Source organism: Paenibacillus sp. SSG-1, from assembly GCF_002224835.1.
Lineage (GTDB): Bacteria > Bacillota > Bacilli > Paenibacillales > Paenibacillaceae > Paenibacillus_AQ > Paenibacillus_AQ favisporus.
The window spans coordinates 1,080,129-1,098,678 of sequence record NZ_MBRK01000001.1 but is presented as its reverse complement, the minus strand read 5'-3'; the positions used below and the strand labels follow the sequence as shown (position 1 = coordinate 1,098,678).

Below are 18,550 nucleotides of genomic sequence, written 5' to 3'. Positions count from 1 at the left end.
TTTTTCCCTTCCCCCGCCATAGAAAACCCAGCGTGCCGAGCTCTTAAATACCAGCAGCGTGACGGCCATAATCAGCAGGAACAAAATCCATGCCATAGCCGAGGCATACCCCATATGGAAGTAAGAAAAGGCGTTTTTGTACAGATACAGCGAATAGAACAGCGTAGAATCGTTGGGTCCGCCGGACGTAATAATGTAGGCCTGCGTAAAATACTGAAAGGAACCGATCAGGCCCATAATTAAATTGAAGAAAATGACCGGACTCAGCATCGGCAGCGTAATATAGACGATTTTTTGCCACCATACCGCCCCGTCGATCTGCGCCGACTCGTACATTTCCTGCGGAATATCCTGCAGCCCTGCGAGGTAGATGATCATCGCGCCGCCGACGCCCCACAGCCCCATCACGATCAGGGCAGGTTTCGACCATGCCGGGTCGACCAGCCACCCGGGACCCGCAATGCCGATGGCATCCAGCAGGCCGTTGATCAGTCCGAACTGCGGGTCGAACAGCCACAGCCACAGTACGGAAGACGCCACAACCGGAACGATGCTGGGCAGGTAAAAAATCGTCCGGTACAAAGCCATTCCTTTCACCTTCATGTTCAGCAGCAGCGCCAGCGCCACGCCGAAGACGATGCCGAGCGGAACCGAAAATAACGTATAGTACATCGTGTTGGTAATCGATTTCCAGAATAACGGGTCTTTGAATAACTGCACAAAATTATCCAACCCTACCCATACGGGCGAACTGACCACATCGTAGGTCGTAAAGCTGTAGTACAGGGATAGCAGAAACGGCAGCAGCGAAAAAGCGGCAAACCCTGCCAGCCAGGGTGAAACGAACAGCAGACCGTTCCGAAGATTCACTTTTGCGATTTTGCTCATGGTTCCCTTGGACGAACGGGCCTGAACAGACGGCCGAACCTCTGCACTTGAACGGGACAAGCAGACACCTCCTAGCCGATTTTTGCGGATTTAGCAGATTCCCCCTCCTTTGACAGCGTTTTCTTAAACGTGCAAGCCTATTTTATAAAGGGACGCCTTCGCTGTATTTATAAAAAACTTCACAAGTTTTACGATTATCGCTGAACATTTTCCGAAGACAGCCTTCGACTTCTCACCCGCCCCTTCTTCGCTGCTCTTTCCTCCAGGCGGTGGGAGACATCCCCGTCTGTTTTTGAAACCAGGCGGAGAAGGCATGAATATTGGGGAATCCGACCCCGCTCGCGATTTGCTGAACCGTCTTGTCGGAGAAGGTAAGCAGCATTTTGGCCTCGGACATCCGGTACTGCTGTAGATATTGCTTGGGTGAGAGACCGTAAGTCTTTTTGAAACAGGAGCGCAGCCCGCTCTCCGACATGCGGATCATCCGCGCCAGATCGGTCACCCTCATTTCTTTGTCCAGGTTGGTGCGGATATACTCGGCAATGGCGTCCAAGGTAATTCTGGAATCCTGTTGTTCGATGCGGTCCAATAAAAACAGCATAAATAACTCGACCCACGTTTTTAACAACCGGTTAAACAGCTGATTCGGGCGGACGGAGGTCATGTGGAGCCACACGCTGAACAACTTCTCAAAACGCTCCAATGCATAATGGGCCAGGGGAAACAGGTGCAGCGATTCTTCATTTGTCATTTGAAAAAATAACCGTTCGAGCTCATGCGACAAATGGTCAACCTGCAGGACGGCGAAGCGGATCGGTGTAACGGAGCTGTAGTCGTGGGGTACGCCGGGGGTGATCAGGATGACGTCCCCCTCCTGAATCGAAAAGACCTGGTCTTCAGCATAGAACACACCTCGTCCGAAAGTGACCACGCAGATTTCGAAATGGGGATGCACATGCGTGCCCATTTTCCATCCGGAAGGGTACGTTACGAGATCGGTGTACAGTGAAGATCTATCCAATACGAATATCCCACCTTCCATGATTTGAAATTGTTGGTTCGAAGTTCATTAACATTATACTGAGGCGGGAATGTCGGATAACCGCAAAAAAACTCCCCGATGGACAGACCCTATACGGGCCCGCCTCAGCGAGGAGTATAATCAGTTCATAGTATACGATTGAAAAGAAACTATAATGGTTCCGCTCTATGGCTGCAGATAGATCCGAATGGAGGAAATCTGCGGACACCACCGGGATTCCCGGATTTGAAGCCGGATATAACGGCTCTTGACGGCGGGAAAGCGGCAGATCCGCTTGTGGCCGATCACCGTACCCGTATAAGCAGTTTTCCACGTGTCCCCATCCAGATACTCGAGTTCAAAGCGCTCGACCCGCTGGCTGTACCGGTATTCCTGCAGCACGACGTGGTCAAAGGCGGTCTCCCTCTGCAGATCCAGCGTGAGCGAAGCCTGCTCCGTGCCTTCGGGCGGCGCCCAGTACGTGTCCGGTTGTCCGTCAAGAACATGGTCTGCTTGATGGCCTTCTGCCTGAACGGATGCCTCCAAAGTGGCCCCTGCCCCCAAGTCGGTGCCAAACGTGCTGCGGATCCGGTCCCCCAGCTCCTGCAGGCGCTGGACGTCCCGCTCATGAATGAGACCGCGCCGGTCCGGCGGAAGGTTAAGAAGGAACGTCGCATTGCCGCCGACCGATCCATAATATACGTTCATCAGCTCATCCAGCGATTTGACCTTGTCATCTTCGGAGGCGTGGTAGAACCAGCCCGGACGGATCGACGTGTTGACCTCCGCCGGGTACCAGACCAGATCCTGCTCGTGTTCGATGACCGCCCGGCTGCCCAGGTCCTCGTCCTCCGACCGGTAGCTCCGGGCAAACGCCGGATCGTCCTCCTGCTGCGATTTCGCCTGGATCTTCTCGTTATCCCGCAGCGACGCAGGCACGACGCTCCACTCCGATTCCCGGCAGTGGCCGGCTTCGTTGCCGCACCAGCGGATATCCGGACCGCAGACCGAAATCGCCGCCTCCGGCTGCAGCTCGCGGATCAGCGCGTAGTAAGCGTCCCAGTCGTACACCTGGCGCTTGCCGTTCGGCCCTTCGCCGCAGGCGCCGTCGAACCAGACGCAGAACACGTCGCCGTAATGGGTCAGCAGCTCCCTCAGCTGATTGGTAAAATATTCGTTATACGCCGGCGAATCGCCGTATGTAGGCTCATGCCGGTCCCAGGGGGACAGGTAAATGCCAAAGCGGATCCCTTCCCTCCGGCACGCCTCCGACACTTCCCGGACCACATCGCCCTGCCCGTCCTTCCACGGGCTGTTCTTGACCGAGTGCTCCGTATACCGGCTCGGCCAGAGGCAGAAACCGTCGTGGTGCTTGCACGTCAGAATCAGCCCCTTCATCCCGGCTGACTTGATCGCCGCCACCCATTGGCCGGCATCCAGCTCCGCCGGATTAAAGATAGCCGGATCCTCCTTCCCGTCCCCCCACTCCCGGTCAGTAAACGTATTGACCGTAAAATGAATGAACGCGTAGAACTCCATCTCCTGCACGGCCAGCTGCCGTTCGGTCGGCTGAACCTGTGCGGCGTAGCGGATCCTTTCGGTCGTTACCATCATGAAATGCCCTCCATCCTGGTTTTGATTACAGGTATGAATACCTTGTTCTCCTTGTAAAAGCCGGATACCTGCTTTACACCTCAGATATCCGGCTGCCGTCCCTTATTTCTTTAACGCTTTTTGGTAGATCGCCAAGTATTGATCCAGCTGCAATCCCTTGAAGCCGGCGATGTAGCTGTCCCAATCCTTGTCGATGTCTTTGTTGCCCGTCACGAACTGCGCCAGGCTCGATTTCACATAATCGGTCAGCGACTTCTGCATTTGCGCAACCGTCATGGCGTCCGCCGGGTCAATGAACGTATCCGCAGGATAGACGACTTCCGGCTTGGCGAAAGGCTCGTATTTTTTGGCGGCCAGCCATAAGCGGTATTCGTAGGCACCGTTGCCCAGCGGATCGCTTGGAGCGGCAAAGGATTCGCGGATGGAGTTAAGCATCTGCATCGTGCCCAGCTGCCACCAGAAATTGTCCAGCTTCGTTTCCCCGTTCGCGGACGGAGCTTTCGGAACGACTTCATACTTCGCCGGTTTGCCGTTGTAATCCAGCTTGCCGCTGTCGGCTTTTTTCCAGCCTTCACCTTCAAAGCCCCAGGAGGTCATGACCGTTCCTTCTTCGGACCAGAGGTAGTCCGCCAGTTTGATGGCAGCGACCTGTTCCTCCTTCGTCGCCTTGTTCGTGATCACAAACGATCCGTCGCCCGCGCCGATGCTGTAGCCTGTCAGCTGGACTCCATTTGGTCCTTTCAGCGGCGGGACGACGTCGTAATCCTTATGTCTCGGGTTCGAGTCATCCACGCTGAAGGCACTGCTAAGCAGCGCGTAACCTACAGTGCCCACGGCGGCGTCCGGCTTATTGGCTAGCTGCTTCACCGCATCGTTGTTCTGCGTAAAGACCGCTTTGTCCATCAAGCCTTCGGCAAACAGCTTCCGCAAATACTTCAGGCCTTCCTTCCATTCGGGCTGCGCCGGTGAATAGATGACCTGGCCGTCCTTGATGCTTAAGTAATCCGAGGTGTTGTCATAGATAAAAGCGTTCATCAGGAACGAATCCACGCCGCCTCCCCACACGCCGTCGGATGAGGTCGTGAACGGAATTTCGTCGGCTTTGCCGTTGCCGTTCGGGTCTTTCTCCTTAAAGGCCTTCAGCACATTGTAAAACTCATCGGTCGTCGTCGGCATCGACAGGCCCAGCTTCTCCAGCCAGGAAGTATTGATCCACATCCGCTGCCCATAGGTGCAGTGCAGACATTCGTTCAGCTTCGGCAGCGCGTAAATTTTGCCGTCCGGGGCGACCATGCCCTGCTTCAGGTAAGACACGTCCTCCATCGCCTTTTTGATGTTGGGGGCATACTGATCGATCAGATCGTTCAGCGGGATGAAGGCTCCCTGCTGGCCGTATTTGATCTGGTCCGCTTTGGATATGCCCGCGTTCATAATGACAGCCGGGTAGTCGCCGCTCGCCAGAAGCAGCAGCTTTTTGTCGCTGAAGCCGGCGTCCGGCACCGTGCTCCAATTAAACTTGATGCCGAGCTTGTCCTCGATGTACTTGGAGAACTTGTTGACGTCCATGTTTTCGATCCCCGCCTGCTGCGGAGCGAATACCGACAGCTCCACCGGTTTACTGGGATCCGAGGCGGCAGCCCCTGCGTCATTCTGCTCCTGCTTGGAGCCTCCGCATGCCGACAGCAGAAGGGATAATACCAACAACACACTTAAGCCGATAAATGCCCGTTTTTTCAAAGAAACTCCTCCTTTGGTTGAATGGCTCATATCCATGCCCCCTTACAAATGACCACTTCAAAACATCCTGCAGCGTTAGCCCGGTCACACCCCCCTTACGAAATTCCGTTCACCGTCTTCATCCCTTCAGCGATCCGATCATGACTCCTTTAACAAAATGCTTCTGGACAAACGGATAAATGATCAACACCGGCGCGCTGGAGACGACGATGAGTGAATATTTCAGCAAATCCTTCAGCCCCTGCTGCACGAGCAGGCTGTTCACATTGGTCATCATGTCGGAATTTTCCGAGTTCAGGATGAGAATGTTCCGCAGGAAGATTTGCAGAGGGAACATGCTGTTGTCTTTCAGGTAAATGAGTGCATTAAAGTAAGCGTTCCAATGCCCGATGGCATACATCAGGAACAATACCGCAAGGATGGGCTTGGATAACGGCAGTACGACCTGCAGAAAAAATCTCATGTCGCTGCACCCATCCATTTCAGCGGCCTCGGCCAGCTCGTCGGGAAGCGACTGGAAGAACGTCCTGGCGATAATGACCTGAAATACGGCCAGCGCGCCGGGGATGATCATAGCCCATCTCGTATTGACCATACCCAGGGATTTGACGAGCAGATAGTTTGGAATCAGCCCGCCGTCGAAAAACATCGTAAACACGATCACCACCATAATCAGCCCGCGGCCGTAAAACGTTTTGCGTGCCAGCGGATAGGCCAGCATCACGGTGAACGAAACGTTAATGAGCGTACCCACGATTGAATAAAAGAGCGAATTGCCGAATCCGATCAAAATATCGGAATTTTGGAATACCGCTTTGTAGCCGACCAGGCTGAAATTCACGGGCCAGAGCCACACCTTCCCGGACGTCACCGCCGCCGGCGAGCTGAAGGATGCGCTCAGCACATGCAGCAATGGAAATAAAATGACGATCAGCACCAGCGATAAAAACAGGTAGACGATGCCCAGAAACAGCCGGTCCGCTACCGCTTCGCGTATTTTCGTTGATTGCACGCTTTTCGCACCTCCTACCATAAACTGTTGGACGAGATCTTTTTGGCGATGAAATTGACAAGGATCAGCAGCACAAAGTTAATGACCGAGTTGAACAGCCCGATCGCGGCCGAGAAGCTGAAGTTGGCGCCCAGCAAGCCGATCTTGTAGACGTAAGTCGAAATGACCTCCGACGTGTTCAGGTTCAGCGGATTTTGCATTAAGTAGATCTTCTCGAAGCCCAGTCCCATGATCTGTCCCAGGTTCAGAATCAGCATAATGACGATGACCGGAACGAGGCTGGGAAGGTCGATATGGACAATTTTCTGAAACCGGGAAGCTCCGTCTACCTTGGCAGCCTCGTATAAATCGGGATTGACCCCGGACAGCGCCGCGATATAAATGATGGCCCCGTAGCCGGTGAACTGCCACACATCCGAGAGGACGTAAATCGTTTTGAAGTACCCTGCCTTGCCCATAAAATCGATCGGCTCCATTCCTAGCGACCTGAAGATGTTGCTGAGGAGCCCGACATTCGGCGATAAGTTGACGATCAGAATCGAGACGATCACGACCGTTGATATAAAGTAAGGCGCATAGGTAATCATTTGAACCGATTTCTTGAACAAGCCGTTGCGAATTTCGTTCAGCGCCAGCGCCAGAATGATCGGCGCCGGAAATCCGATGGCCATGCCGTACAGCGAAATTTCGAGCGTGTTCTTAAAGTACTGCCAGAAGAACGGGGTATCGAACAGCTGCTTGAAGTACTTCAGCCCGGCCCACGGACTGCCGAGGATGCCCTGTACGACGTTGTACTCCTTAAATGCGATGATGACGCCGAACATCGGCACGTACTTGAAAATGACGATATAAAGCAGAGGGAGGAAGACGAGCAAATAAAACTGCCAGTGCTTCCTGATTTTCCGGCCGGCCTGTGACCCCGCCCTCTTCCGGCGGGCGGCCAATCCGGGGGGATGCGGCGAAGCCGCCTTGCTGCTAGTTGCTTCCATACCTGCCGACTCTCCTTTGCGCTTGAGTTGCCTTCATGTTATCGGCACGGCACGGATGCGTTCAATATACAACTTTCGCCCGGTCAACTTATTTCCGCAATGCTAATGAATCGTCGTTCCCATAGGAAAAATCTGAAGGGCTAAACCTTTTTCTCCGTGCAACTTTTTTCTTACCGGCCTGGTCTATACCCAAAAAAATCCCGCAGGGATCTGTCCCGGCGGGATACGGCACCTTGAGGAACCGGCGCAAATGGCCTGTCAGAGAGCGGCTGAATCCCGCTCTGTCCGGGTGATGTGTTCACGGTATTCCCCCGGGGACAGGCCCACGATTTTTTTAAACATCCGACCAAACGAAATGACATTCAAATATCCGACCTCTTCGGCGATTTCCTGCACGGCATGGTCCGTATTCTCCAGCAGCGTCCGCGCGCGGCCGACCCGAAGCTCGATCAGATAGTCCACGAACTTCTGCCCGGTTTCCTCCTTGAACAATTTGCTGAGCGTTTTGGAGGGAAGATCGAACCGTTCACTGAGAAAATCAAGCGACAAATCCGGATTGGCGAATTCCCGCTCCATCGTTTCGCGGACCTTGCGGATCGTATCCGAATGATTCCGGGTGACTTGAATTTGCAGCAGCTGTTCATAGCACCGTTCCAGCGTCTTCATGAAGCTCTCTTCCACCTGCTCAAAGGTATCGGACGCGTGCAGCGCCTGCTGCAGGGGACGGTGCCCGGTCTCCTCCCACAGCTCCTGGTATTCCTTCGTCATTTTGCCCATTTCCCGCCCGATGGAATAGATCAAATAATCCGCCAGGCTGACGATATGGTCGCGGCTCAGCAGATGCTGCCCGATGCCTTGAATCAATTGGCCGTATTTATCCTTCCAGTCCGGCTTGCCGAGCCGGAACGATTGGGCGATCGAGTGGACCAGCTGAAAATAGTCGAACATGGCTCCCTGATCCTCTTTGGCCAGCGAATCATAGAAAATGATCCGGTTGCTGCCGAGAACCATTTTATATTTCAGAGCCTGCTGGGCTTGGGCGTAAGATTCCGGAATTTCGGCCGGGCACCGGGCTGCCGCTCCCGCACCGACCGTTACGGTAAGCTTCAAATGCTCCTGCACCCATCTTCTTGCATGGTCCAGCATATCCGTGACCCGGCCGCGGGGATCGTCCGTCTCCTCGATCTGCACCAGCACTCCGAGCCCGTCGCCGGAAATCCATTCCGTCCACACGATTCCCCCGTGCTCCTGGGCGGTTTCCTGGATGACGCTCTTCAGGGCGAACTTCATCAAGTACTGGTCCTCTTGGGTGAACTGGCTGCAGAACGAAGCAAACTTGTCGATTTCTACGACGCACACGACCTGCGGCATGTCGAGATCATTGAGCTGCATCGTGTCCCGCAAGGCTTCCCATTCTTCGGATTTCGGAAGATGCTGCCCTTCAACCAGCTGCTGGAACAAATACGCCTTCTTGACGTGCAGATCCTCGCGGAACTGGCGCTGATAGGTGTTGGACTGCTCCAGCATCTGGTTAATGGCGGACTGCAAAAAGGTAAATTCGTCCTGGCCGCTGCCCTGCATCAGGGCCGCCGCCTTCGTCTGGGATAACTTCTGAACCTGGGTGACGATCCTTTCGATCGGCTTGTAATTTTTTCGTGCGGCATAGACGATCCATAAGCCGCCTGCGGCGATCATGACGATCCCAAGGATGAACCAGACGTTATAGAGCTGGCTGGCTACGTCCACCCATTTTCCGTTAATCAGTCCGCTCTGGTAATCCCAGCCGGTCACGGGCGAAATCGCGCTCGACACGATGCTGCGCTCTTGCTCTGATTTACCGTTCGGAAGCACGTCTGCCCCCGATTTGTCGATGATATGGATGTAGCTGACATCCCGGCTGTACATACTCTCAATCAATTGGCTTAGCCCATTCGCCGTTACGTTCACGACCAGAAATCCCTGCCCGGTCTTCAGGAAAGGCGCCTTCAGCGCAAGGCTCACGACCCGCTTCGGCCCTTTGATGCTGAACTCCTCGAAATGGCGGACACCGCTCCAGCCCTCATCCTTCTTGGCCTGCTCGATATACGGCTCGATAAAAGGCGCATCCGGATAGTCTTCCAGGCTGGAGCTGGTCGCATTGCTCAGGACAAATCCGTCGCTGGACCGAACGAGATAAATGGAATCCACCAAGGGATAGGCATTTCTGAAGTTATTCATAAACTTGACGATCCGGATGTTCAGGTAATAGTCGTTTTCGGTTCCGCTTTTGTAAAAAGTCGACAAATCCGGATTATTCAGCAGTTCCGTCATCAGCATCTGCTCGATCGTTTTCAGGGAAGAGTCAATGGAGCTCATCGCCTGCAGCATCAGCGTCTCATTGGCTTTTACGGCTTCCTTGCGGCTCTGATCCCCAAGCATTTGAAAGAAAACGAAAAAAATAAACGAAATGACGATCAAAAAAGCCGGCATATATGAAAAAAGCTGGCGGTAAAACCAATTCCGTTTCCCCATCCGTTCTTGCACTCCTTATGTATGGCTCCTAAATCTTCTGTCCGCCGTCCTAGTAAAACGCTTTCATATTTGTTCAATTATAGCATCCTGCGGCTTCGAATTCATTAGTTCCAAATGCATAACGTGCAAAAAAACGAACCCGCACCATCATTTTAACGCCGCCGGTTTTCCAAAATTTCGCTTAGAGCCGCAAGGTTTTACCACTTATTTTCCAGTTTATGGCTTTGCCTTGTCCGTCCTCCTCCCGTTATAATGCCTCGTGAAGGAGATGATTTCGATGACAACCAAAAAATGGGCAGTTACCTCGATCCTCGTCGTCCTCTTAGTCATTCAAAGCTTCGCGTGGAAGGCTGATCATGCCGAAGCGGCTCCCGTCCTTAAATTAGGGAGCGAGGATCCCAAAGTTTCTGATTTACAGTACCGGCTGCAGGTGCTCGGTCTCTATGGCGGTACGCTTGACGGAAAATACGGCCCCGGCACGGAAGCCAGCGTCAAGGAATTCCAGAGGGAGTACGGCGCCGTTGCGGATGGCACGGTCGGTCCCGCTACATGGAGACAGCTCCGGAAGTACACCTTAAGCAAAAACGATATGGAGATTATGGCGAAAATCATTTACGCTGAAGCCCGCGGCGAGTCCTATAAAGGACAAGTAGCCGTCGGTGCCGTCATCATGAACCGGATTCAGTCGGACGAGTTCCCGGACACGATTCAAGGCGTCGTTTTTCAGAAGAACGCATTCACCGCCGTCAGCGACGGCCAGTACGGCATGAAGCCGAACCGGACCGCCTACCGCGCCGCCATCGACGCCGTGCGCGGATGGGACCCGACCCATAACTCGCTCTACTACTATAACCCGAAAACGGCAACGAACAAGTGGATTTGGACGCGCGCCCGTACCGTAAATATCGGACGTCATGTCTTTGCCATTTGATATCAACGTACATAGGCCCAAGGGATCATGCCCTTGGGCCTTTTTTAATATGGCAGTAAACATCATGAATGCCACCTGCCATGACTGTCACATCCCGCTCTCCTTAAGCTCCGCTTAACCCGCGGTGCCGGACTTCATTTCCTCCAGCAGTTGGCCGAACCGGTCGAAATTTTCCTCATTGCCGTTGATGCACATTTGTTTGATCTGCTCAAACTGCTTTTCCTTTTTGAACGTCTGGCGAAAAACAACTTTAGTCTGGCCCTTCTCTTCTTCAAACGTCGCCGTAACACGGAACTGGGGCTCGGAGAGATGATCCAGGACGACCCGCTCCATAGGGACAAGTTCTACAAAAACACTCTCGTTCGGATAATCCCGGCCATCCGGTCCGTGCATGGTGAATTTCCAGGCTCCGCCCGGCGTGATGTCGATTTCATGGAACGTATTCGTGAACCCGTGGGGCCCCCACCAGCGGGCTAATAAATCTGGATTTGTCCAAGCCTGATACACAAGGTGCTGCGGTGCGTCGAACACCCGAGTGGAAATAATTTCGTTCTTTCCGATCGTCATGCCAATGTCCCCTCCCACAGGTAGAATTTTTTAGGCGCCTATTTTTTACCGGTAGACCCATTATAAAAGGTGACGCCGCGTCAGGTGCAAGCCACTTTTTTAAGCAAACAAAAAACCCGCTCCAAGAGCGGGCTTGAACGAAATACCGAACTAAAATGCTTCGACTTCCTTCATCACCTGTTTTAACACGTCCATCGACGCAAAAAGATCGGTTTCGTATTCCAGGCCGTGATTCACGCCGGGGATCAAGCGCAGCAGCAGATTCGGATTTGCCCGAAGCTGCTGAAATCTCTCCTCGATATAGCAGCTGTCGTTGTCGCCGATGAAGCATAGGCTTCTTTGCTTACTGTCCAACATCGCGTTCCAGACGAAATCTCTGCCCAGCAGAGGCGTAAACCAGATGACCTTGGCCTTTTGGAACAGATCACGCTGCACCTCAAACCCAAGCGCAATCGTTCCAATGGACTTGCCGATCAGAATGTAATCGTCGTAGGATGCGTTCTGCAGCACACGGTCGATTACGGCGCCGACATCGATGCGGATCGCTTCGGCCATCTCATCAAAGCTGAAATCCCGGTAGAACGGATCGTTGTACTGATAGTTCACCTGCAGCACGTCGTAGTTTTGGTTCAGATAAATCCCCATGGAGTAGTACAAAAGAGGTGCCTGTGCAGTGTATCCCTGTCCCGGAAAAATGATCGCCAAGCCGCTGGTGTTGGATTCTGCTTTAGACAATAAGGTATAGGATATTTTCCTGTCTTTATAGCCCTGCACCCAGTCTGCCATGATCTTCATCCAAAAAAACCTCCCTTTCGGACCTATCTAATGAGGGTTCCCTTTTTTATCTGGATCAGCGATTTTCCTTAGAGGCGGGTTCGCCCGCCAACCGTCCGACCGCCCTCATGATCGCTTCCCGCAGCTCATCGGTTTTGCCGCTACTAGCCGGATCGATCGATGGACCAAACGGGTTGGTGGGCATCCAGGCCGTGGCCAGAACCATGATACTGGTCAGAAGAAACGCCGGGGAAAAATCCGTTCCGATGTGCCCGGCCTCCTGTGCTTTCGCCAGCTCCGCAATTTTGCGGTTATGGGCTTCCTTCCTCTGATCCAGCTGCTCCGTCTTCTGCTCCAGCGTAAACCATGTCATCAGCCGCATCAGGTCGGGATTGGCCATCATAAAATCAAAAACCCGCGCGGCATACCCCGGAAGATCTTCCGGAGTAAAGGCAAACTCCTCGTACACTCTCGTCAGATGCATTTCCAGCACAGTCGAGAAAAGCTGCTCTTTATTTTCAAAATAAATATAAATCATGTTCTTGTTGCACTTCGCCATCTTGGCGATCCGGTCCACCCGGGCGCCGGCAATTCCGTAGGCGGAGAACTCGGCCATGGCCGCCTCCAGTATTTTCTCTTTTGTAGCTTCGGCGTTACGCATAGTGGTTCCTCCCGTGTTTTTGCATAGGATTTACTATATCACGATTTTTAAGCCATTGACAAACCGGTTAGTTAGTTATATATTATGAACTAACCAGTTAGTTAGTAAACATGATCGCTGGGAAAATCAATGGAAAGAAGGTCTTTTGAATGACTTTACAAACCTCTGATCGAAAAATCGCACTCGTGACCGGCGGAAGCCGCGGTCTGGGCCGCAATACGATTCTTCAGCTTGCCAAGCGCGGCGTCGATTCGATATTTACCTATCACACCAATGAAGCCGAAGCGCAGCAGGTCGTCCAGTCCGTCCGGGATCTGGGGCGGGAGGCTGTCGCCCTGCAGCTGAACACGGCAGACACCTCTTCCTTTGACGGTTTCGCCCAGAACGTCCGCCAAGTCTTGGCGGAGCTTGGGGCGAAGCGGTTCGATTACCTGGTTAACAATGCTGGAACCTCGCATCACAACTCCATCGAGCAGACAACCGAAGGAGAACTGGACCAGCTGTACAACGTCCATTTCAAAGGCGTCTTTTTCCTGACGCAAAAGCTGCTCCCCCTCATTAACGATGGCGGGCGTATCGTTAACATCTCCTCGGGGCTGACGCGCATGAGCATCCCGGGAAGCGCCGCTTATGCCTCGATGAAAGGCGCGGTCGAGGTGCTTACCCGGTACCTGGCCAAGGAGCTCGGCGAGCGCCGCATCGCCGTCAATACGGTGGCTCCCGGAGCAATCGCGACCGACTTCAGCGGCGGCATGGTGCGCGACAACGCCGAGCTGAATCAGCAGATCGCCGGCATGACGGCGCTTGGACGCGCCGGACTTCCGGATGACGTCGGGCCGATGATTGCTTCCCTCCTCTCCGAAGACAACCGCTGGGTGAACGCGCAGCGGATCGAGGTTTCCGGAGGCATGTTAATCTGACGTCCCTGCCCCAAACGAAGAACTGCCTGTCCACATCACGGAGGACAGGCAGTTCTCTTCATATATAAAGATGATTACAACGTGATCGCATGGCCGGTTTCCGACGATTTGTAGATGGCCTCGAGGATCTGCGTCACTATAAGCGCCTGCTCCGGCTTAACGAGCGGCTCCCGATCTTCCAGAATGGCGTCGATCCACTGTTTCGCCTCCAGCTCGCCGGCGTTCAGCGATTCCCCTTCGTAAAAGGCGATGCCGCCCCCTTCAGAAGTGCTCGTTTCGACCAGCTGCCCATACCGGGTATGGTTAAATGTCACCGTGCCTTTGTTATCCCAGGCGTCGCCAAACATTTCGGCCCCGCCCTCGGTACCGCACAGGGTGACCTGCGCTTCTTTTGCGTTGATCATGTTCAGCGCCCACGAAGCTTCCAGCGTAATCGTCGCTCCATTTTCCATCTTAATGAAGCCGAATGCCGAATCCTCCACCTTGAACTCCTCCGGGTTCCACGGACCGAACATGTTGCCGTCCATCTTATCCTTCAGCTTATGGAACGCGGACCCGACGACGAGCTTCGGCTTATAGTTGTCCATGGTCCACAAGGCCAGATCCAAGGCATGCGTGCCGATGTCGATCAGCGGGCCGCCGCCCTGTTTTTCGATATCCATAAACACGCCCCATGTCGGAACGCCGCGTCTGCGGATGGCATGCGCCTTTGCAAAATAAACCTCGCCAAGATCCCCTTGCTCACATGCCGCATACAGCGCCCTCGAATCCGCACGGAACCGGTTCTGGTAGCCGATTGTCAGCTTTTTGCCCGTGCGCTTCGCCGCATCCAGCATTTGCTGTGCCTCGGCGGTATTCATCGCCATCGGTTTTTCGCACATGACATGCTTGCCGGCTTCCAGCGCGGCGACCGTAATGACGGCATGCGTGCTGTTCGGGGTAAGCACATGCACCACGTCGATCGACGGATCCTTGAGCAGCTCCTTGTAATCCGTATATACCTTGGCTTCTTCCGTTCCATACTCCTTGGCCGCAAGCTCCGCACGATCCAGCTCGATGTCGCAAAACGCCGTCATTTCCGCCTTGTGCCGCTGCTTGGCCAGCGCGGGCAAATGCTTGCCCTTGGCGATCCCGCCGCATCCGATAATGCCGATTTTCAAAGTAGTCATCTGGTTCCCTCCCGGTTGGTTGTCTATCCGAAGCTGTACCTTACTGTGCCAGCAGCCGCTGGATGTTGTCGAAGCTTTCCTTGACGCTGGCCAGCTCGCCTTTTACGGTCTGATCCTGTTCCACGATGATGTATTGAACCGTTCCGAGCTCTTCCGCTTTTTTCAAAATCGACGGAATGTCCATAACGCCTGCGCCGATCTCAGTGAAATCCTCCTGGTTTGCGGCTGAGAACACCACTTCATCCGTTAAATGCCCAGAAACCTTCTCCAGCAGATTCACCGGATTGGCCGACGGGGCCAGATCCTTCTGGTGAAGAAGCCCGATCCGGCTGCCGTACTTGTCCATAAAAGCGATGGGATCCACGCCGCCGCGCAGCGCCCAGAACGTGTCAAATTCAATCTGAACCAGCTCCGGATCGGTATGCTCCAGCAGAATGTCCATAATGGTCTGGCCATCAAACTCCTGAAACTCATGAAAATGGTTATGGAAGTAAAACTGAATGCCGGCTTCTTTGGACTTGCGTCCGGACGCATTGAGCCATTTGGCCAATTCCACCGCATCCTCCCGGTCACGGAAAAAGGCGCACGGCATAACGATGCCCTTGCTTCCGATCTCCGCGTTATAGCGGATGACCGCATCCAGATCCAGATTCGGATGATAGGCCACGTGGCTCGTGACCACCTGCAGGCCCAGCTTGTCCATCATGGCCTTCAACTCCGCCGCCGTGTAGTCGACCTCGAACGTGCCGTCTTCCCGGATGTTATGAAACGCGAATTCGATGTTTTGGTATCCGATATCCGCTATGCTTTGCAGCGTCCCGGCGAAATCTTTAGCCAGCGCTTCCCGTACCGAAAACAGCTGCAGACCAACTGGAATTTGAATCATGTGAAATCACTCCTCTATAATATTTAGGCTTTGACCGACGATGTGCGCAGGTCCAAATCTTGAACAATCTGTTTATGCTCTTTATCCAGCTTATACAGCACCAGACAACCGATTTGCAGAATGGTGAGCAGGATCGGTCCAATGTAGAACAGGACGCGGATCATATCGGTCGCCTGCGGCGTAACCGCATCGGGATCATATCCGGCGAAACCAAGTGCATAAGCGACAACGGAGCCGCCGACAGCAATGCCGAACTTGGTGGCGAAGCTGTAAGCCGAATACAGCATGCCTTCGGACCGATGGCCGAACTTCCATTCATGGTAATCCACCGTATCGGCGAGCATGGAGAAGTTGGCCGGACTGTTAATGCCGATGCCTATGTTGGCAATAAAGAAAATGACGAGATACAGAAATGGCGGACTGCTTTCCAGGAAAAACAGCAATCCGTACAGCAGCACGGCGCCAGTCAAGGCCAAGATGCTGCCGTTACGCTTACCAAGCCTTCTGAGTACAAACGGGGCGAGTGCGCCTCCTACAAAGTTGGCGACATTCGCGAGTGTCAGGTACAGCGGGATCATTTCAGGCTGGCCCAGAACGTACTGAACGAAATACACCAGCACGCCGAACACGACGCCGATCCGCAGAAACATGAAGAGGGAGTTCAGAGCGATCATCACCCAAGGCTGATTGCCAAACATATGCTTAGCCGATGTGAGCGTGTTAAACTCTTTGGTTTTCTCGGCGCTCTCCGAGAACCGTTCCTTGCACTTGAGAAACACCACATAAAACATCACGACGGCGACGACCGTGAAAATGCCCATCGTAACCGGGAACCCCAAGCGGTCATTCCCGCCGCCGATCCATTTCACCAGCGGGTTGGTGAGCGCCGATACCGCGATGGCCCCAATGGCCATCCCCATGATCCGGAAGCTGCTGAGCTGGTTTTTCTCCTCCGGATCCTTGGTCATCATCGGCATCAGTGCGCCGTAAGGAAGGTTGACGCCGGAATACAGGATCCCAAGAATCAGGTAAGTCAAATAGGCGTAGATCAGCTTCCCGCCTTCCGACCAATCCGGCGTAATGAACGTTAAGACGCTGAAGATGGCGAACGGGATCGTCAAAAAGAGAATGAACGGCCGCGCCTTGCCGAACCGGCTGCTGGTCTTGTCGATCATGACCCCGATCACCGGGTCGATCACCGCGTCAAGAATTCTTGTAATCAGAAACAAGGTGCCGATGGCCGTGGCGGCCAGGCCGTATACATTCGTGTAAAAATAGAGCAGATAGCTTGTCGTCATCCCCCAGACGAAGTTGGACGCCAAGTCTCCAAAGCCGTAACTGATTTTTTCGCTTAAGGACAGCTTTCCCGCCGCTTGAGCCATGTCTCATCACCACTTTTTGTGTTTTACAATGCGGTTTCTCGGTTTCCTATCCTGATGAACATGCTTGCTTCTTTTCCCCCGGATGAATCCGGAAAATCAACCTTCCTCCGGCAAAATGTAATGCGTTACATTTTAAGGTATGAAAAAGAGATATTGGCCTTACTGGTTGGTTTTGCTAAGCGGTACCTTTGATTCGCGCGAATCCGGTTTCTAGAAATGTAACGCATTACATTTCAGCGGTTTTAAAAAAACGGCTGCTTGGTAACCGTTTCTTTAAGCGATATTGTAAGCGATTTCTATAAAGAGCGCAACCCCCATTTTTCACCTGTCAGCGGGAGCGCTTTGCCGTCGACTCCCGGATGACGATTTCATGGGGCAGCAGGATCGTCTTGTTCTCGCCCGCTTCTCCGCGCAAGCTTTGCAGGAGCGCATCCATGGCGGCACGGCCGAGATCATACTTGGGCTGGCGTACCGTCGTGATAGGCGGCCGGCTCATCAGCGATTCCACCGTATCGTCGAATCCGACGACGGCAACGTCATCCGGCACCGATTTGCCCAGCGATATCGCCCCGTTGACACAGCCGATGGCTGTAGCGTCGCTGGAGCAGAAAATGGCGGTCGGATGCTCTGCAGCTTGGAGCCATTCGACGGCAAGGTCGTACCCGTTTTGGTATTCGTAGTCACTCTCCCTGATCCACTCCTGGCGCACCTCGATCCCCGCCAATTCCAGCGCTCGCCGGTACCCCTGCTCCCGGGCGGCGGAAGAACTCTTCGCGTTTCCCCCTTTAACCATGGCAATTCGCCGGTGACCCAAAGACAGGAGGTGGGACACCGCATCATAGGCTGCCTGCTCATTGTCGACCGAAACGCTGTAAGCGTGCTGCACCTGCTCATATTCCGAGCACTGCACGATGCTGTAATCTTTCGCCAGCTGATCCAGCTCCTCCGCGCTCAAGGTGGAAGCCACAATGATGACGCCGTCGACGATTTTTTTCTTGAGCATCTGCAGCAGCTCTTCTTCCTTATCATGGTCGTCCTCGGAGGCGCAGACCAGCACCTGATATCCGTTCTTCTGAGCTACATCCTGTATTCCCTTATACACGTCCGCCATAATTGGAAAGACGAGGCTCGGAGTCAGCACCATAATCCGGCGCGTCTCCGCTCTTCTTAATTCCCTGCCGAGGGAATTGGGCTCATACTCCAGCGCTTTGATCGTTTCCATCACTTTCTTGCGCGTCGATTCCTTGACGAGGGGACTGTTGTTCAGCACCCGGGACACGGTCGCAACGGACACGCCGGCCGTCTTGGCCACGAACTGTATGGGTCTCATATAATAGGCCGCTCCTTTACTCCGTACAATTGGGTTTATCTTTCATTTTATCATAGATTTCAAGGCCAATTCCAATTCCATGGTTGGCTGAAGCTCCATATTTTCATAGAGAACGCTGTCCGCGGAATGCCCTTGATCCAGCAGGCCTGATGCCGAAA

The 18,550-nt window shown here is 53.7% G+C and carries 16 protein-coding genes; 2 read left to right on the top strand and 14 right to left on the bottom strand.

Going from position 1 to position 18,550, the window contains the following annotated elements; genetic code table 11:
- The 7 genes from BCV73_RS05165 to BCV73_RS05135 form a co-directional block, all read right to left on the bottom strand.
- On the bottom strand, positions 1 to 948 hold a 948-nt coding region (locus tag BCV73_RS05165; RefSeq protein ID WP_343219878.1), incomplete at its 3' end, for a carbohydrate ABC transporter permease.
- Positions 949 to 1,120: 172 nt separating this feature from the next.
- The gene (locus BCV73_RS05160) at positions 1,121 to 1,909 is read right to left on the bottom strand and encodes a helix-turn-helix domain-containing protein (RefSeq protein ID WP_076168852.1); all 789 of its coding nucleotides are present in this window, start codon (positions 1,907 to 1,909) and stop codon (positions 1,121 to 1,123) included.
- Between the two features lie 186 nt (positions 1,910 to 2,095).
- Complete coding sequence (locus tag BCV73_RS05155; RefSeq protein WP_089546336.1) at positions 2,096 to 3,523, bottom strand: alpha-L-fucosidase; 1,428 nt, start codon at positions 3,521 to 3,523, stop codon at positions 2,096 to 2,098.
- Between the two features lie 102 nt (positions 3,524 to 3,625).
- Complete coding sequence (locus tag BCV73_RS05150) at positions 3,626 to 5,290, bottom strand: ABC transporter substrate-binding protein (protein ID WP_481855777.1); 1,665 nt, start codon at positions 5,288 to 5,290, stop codon at positions 3,626 to 3,628.
- 88 nt (positions 5,291 to 5,378) lie between these two features.
- Entirely contained in the window at positions 5,379 to 6,293 is a 915-nt protein-coding gene (locus BCV73_RS05145; RefSeq protein ID WP_076168856.1) for a carbohydrate ABC transporter permease, read from the bottom strand.
- Positions 6,287 to 7,261, bottom strand: coding sequence for an ABC transporter permease (locus tag BCV73_RS05140; RefSeq protein ID WP_084203793.1), 975 nt, complete (start codon positions 7,259 to 7,261; stop codon positions 6,287 to 6,289). The genes BCV73_RS05145 and BCV73_RS05140 overlap by 7 nt, the downstream gene beginning before the upstream one ends.
- Before the next feature lie 258 nt (positions 7,262 to 7,519).
- Positions 7,520 to 9,730, bottom strand: coding sequence for a helix-turn-helix domain-containing protein (locus BCV73_RS05135; RefSeq protein ID WP_256992752.1), 2,211 nt, complete (start codon positions 9,728 to 9,730; stop codon positions 7,520 to 7,522).
- Between the two features lie 319 nt (positions 9,731 to 10,049).
- Here BCV73_RS05135 and BCV73_RS05130 point away from each other — a divergent pair, with 319 nt between their 5' ends.
- Positions 10,050 to 10,703, top strand: coding sequence for a cell wall hydrolase (locus BCV73_RS05130; RefSeq protein WP_076168860.1), 654 nt, complete (start codon positions 10,050 to 10,052; stop codon positions 10,701 to 10,703).
- Between the two features lie 114 nt (positions 10,704 to 10,817).
- Here BCV73_RS05130 and BCV73_RS05125 read toward each other — a convergent pair whose 3' ends face one another.
- From BCV73_RS05125 to BCV73_RS05115, 3 genes are all read right to left on the bottom strand, one after another.
- On the bottom strand, positions 10,818 to 11,270 hold the full coding sequence (locus tag BCV73_RS05125) for an SRPBCC family protein (protein ID WP_089546332.1): 453 nt from the start codon (positions 11,268 to 11,270) through the stop codon (positions 10,818 to 10,820).
- A gap of 150 nt (positions 11,271 to 11,420) precedes the next feature.
- Complete coding sequence (locus BCV73_RS05120) at positions 11,421 to 12,065, bottom strand: alpha/beta hydrolase (RefSeq protein WP_076168864.1); 645 nt, start codon at positions 12,063 to 12,065, stop codon at positions 11,421 to 11,423.
- A 55-nt stretch (positions 12,066 to 12,120) separates the two neighbouring features.
- The gene (locus tag BCV73_RS05115; RefSeq protein WP_076168866.1) at positions 12,121 to 12,705 is read right to left on the bottom strand and encodes a TetR/AcrR family transcriptional regulator; all 585 of its coding nucleotides are present in this window, start codon (positions 12,703 to 12,705) and stop codon (positions 12,121 to 12,123) included.
- A 149-nt stretch (positions 12,706 to 12,854) separates the two neighbouring features.
- On the opposite strand from BCV73_RS05115, the gene BCV73_RS05110 reads away from it, so the two are divergent.
- Positions 12,855 to 13,625: an SDR family NAD(P)-dependent oxidoreductase gene (locus BCV73_RS05110; protein WP_089546331.1), complete on the top strand. Its 771-nt coding sequence runs from the start codon at positions 12,855 to 12,857 to the stop codon at positions 13,623 to 13,625.
- Positions 13,626 to 13,699: 74 nt separating this feature from the next.
- Here BCV73_RS05110 and BCV73_RS05105 read toward each other — a convergent pair whose 3' ends face one another.
- From BCV73_RS05105 to BCV73_RS05090, 4 genes are all read right to left on the bottom strand, one after another.
- Positions 13,700 to 14,794 carry a Gfo/Idh/MocA family protein gene (locus tag BCV73_RS05105; RefSeq protein ID WP_089546330.1) on the bottom strand — a complete coding sequence of 365 codons (1,095 nt, stop codon included), beginning with the start codon at positions 14,792 to 14,794 and terminating at the stop codon, positions 13,700 to 13,702.
- Positions 14,795 to 14,834: 40 nt separating this feature from the next.
- Entirely contained in the window at positions 14,835 to 15,680 is an 846-nt protein-coding gene (locus BCV73_RS05100) for a sugar phosphate isomerase/epimerase family protein (RefSeq protein WP_076168872.1), read from the bottom strand.
- A gap of 23 nt (positions 15,681 to 15,703) precedes the next feature.
- Positions 15,704 to 17,062: an MFS transporter gene (locus BCV73_RS05095; RefSeq protein WP_089546329.1), complete on the bottom strand. Its 1,359-nt coding sequence runs from the start codon at positions 17,060 to 17,062 to the stop codon at positions 15,704 to 15,706.
- 328 nt (positions 17,063 to 17,390) lie between these two features.
- Complete coding sequence (locus BCV73_RS05090) at positions 17,391 to 18,392, bottom strand: LacI family DNA-binding transcriptional regulator (protein WP_089546328.1); 1,002 nt, start codon at positions 18,390 to 18,392, stop codon at positions 17,391 to 17,393.
- Between the last annotated feature and the right edge of the window lie 158 nt (positions 18,393 to 18,550).

Bases quoted from the DNA above. Each gene is read 5' to 3' on its own strand.
- BCV73_RS05155 (WP_089546336.1), bottom strand. From the start codon at position 3,523: ATGATGGTAACGACCGAAAGGATCCGCTACGCCGCACAGGTTCAGCCG.
- BCV73_RS05150 (WP_481855777.1), bottom strand. From the start codon at position 5,290: ATGAGCCATTCAACCAAAGGAGGAGTTTCTTTGAAAAAACGGGCATTT.
- BCV73_RS05145 (WP_076168856.1), bottom strand. From the start codon at position 6,293: ATGGTAGGAGGTGCGAAAAGCGTGCAATCAACGAAAATACGCGAAGCG.
- BCV73_RS05140 (WP_084203793.1), bottom strand. From the start codon at position 7,261: ATGGAAGCAACTAGCAGCAAGGCGGCTTCGCCGCATCCCCCCGGATTG.
- BCV73_RS05135 (WP_256992752.1), bottom strand. From the start codon at position 9,730: ATGCCGGCTTTTTTGATCGTCATTTCGTTTATTTTTTTCGTTTTCTTT.
- BCV73_RS05130 (WP_076168860.1), top strand. From the start codon at position 10,050: ATGACAACCAAAAAATGGGCAGTTACCTCGATCCTCGTCGTCCTCTTA.
- BCV73_RS05125 (WP_089546332.1), bottom strand. From the start codon at position 11,270: ATGACGATCGGAAAGAACGAAATTATTTCCACTCGGGTGTTCGACGCA.
- BCV73_RS05120 (WP_076168864.1), bottom strand. From the start codon at position 12,065: ATGAAGATCATGGCAGACTGGGTGCAGGGCTATAAAGACAGGAAAATA.
- BCV73_RS05115 (WP_076168866.1), bottom strand. From the start codon at position 12,705: ATGCGTAACGCCGAAGCTACAAAAGAGAAAATACTGGAGGCGGCCATG.
- BCV73_RS05110 (WP_089546331.1), top strand. From the start codon at position 12,855: ATGACTTTACAAACCTCTGATCGAAAAATCGCACTCGTGACCGGCGGA.
- BCV73_RS05105 (WP_089546330.1), bottom strand. From the start codon at position 14,794: ATGACTACTTTGAAAATCGGCATTATCGGATGCGGCGGGATCGCCAAG.
- BCV73_RS05100 (WP_076168872.1), bottom strand. From the start codon at position 15,680: ATGATTCAAATTCCAGTTGGTCTGCAGCTGTTTTCGGTACGGGAAGCG.
- BCV73_RS05095 (WP_089546329.1), bottom strand. From the start codon at position 17,062: ATGGCTCAAGCGGCGGGAAAGCTGTCCTTAAGCGAAAAAATCAGTTAC.
- BCV73_RS05090 (WP_089546328.1), bottom strand. From the start codon at position 18,392: ATGAGACCCATACAGTTCGTGGCCAAGACGGCCGGCGTGTCCGTTGCG.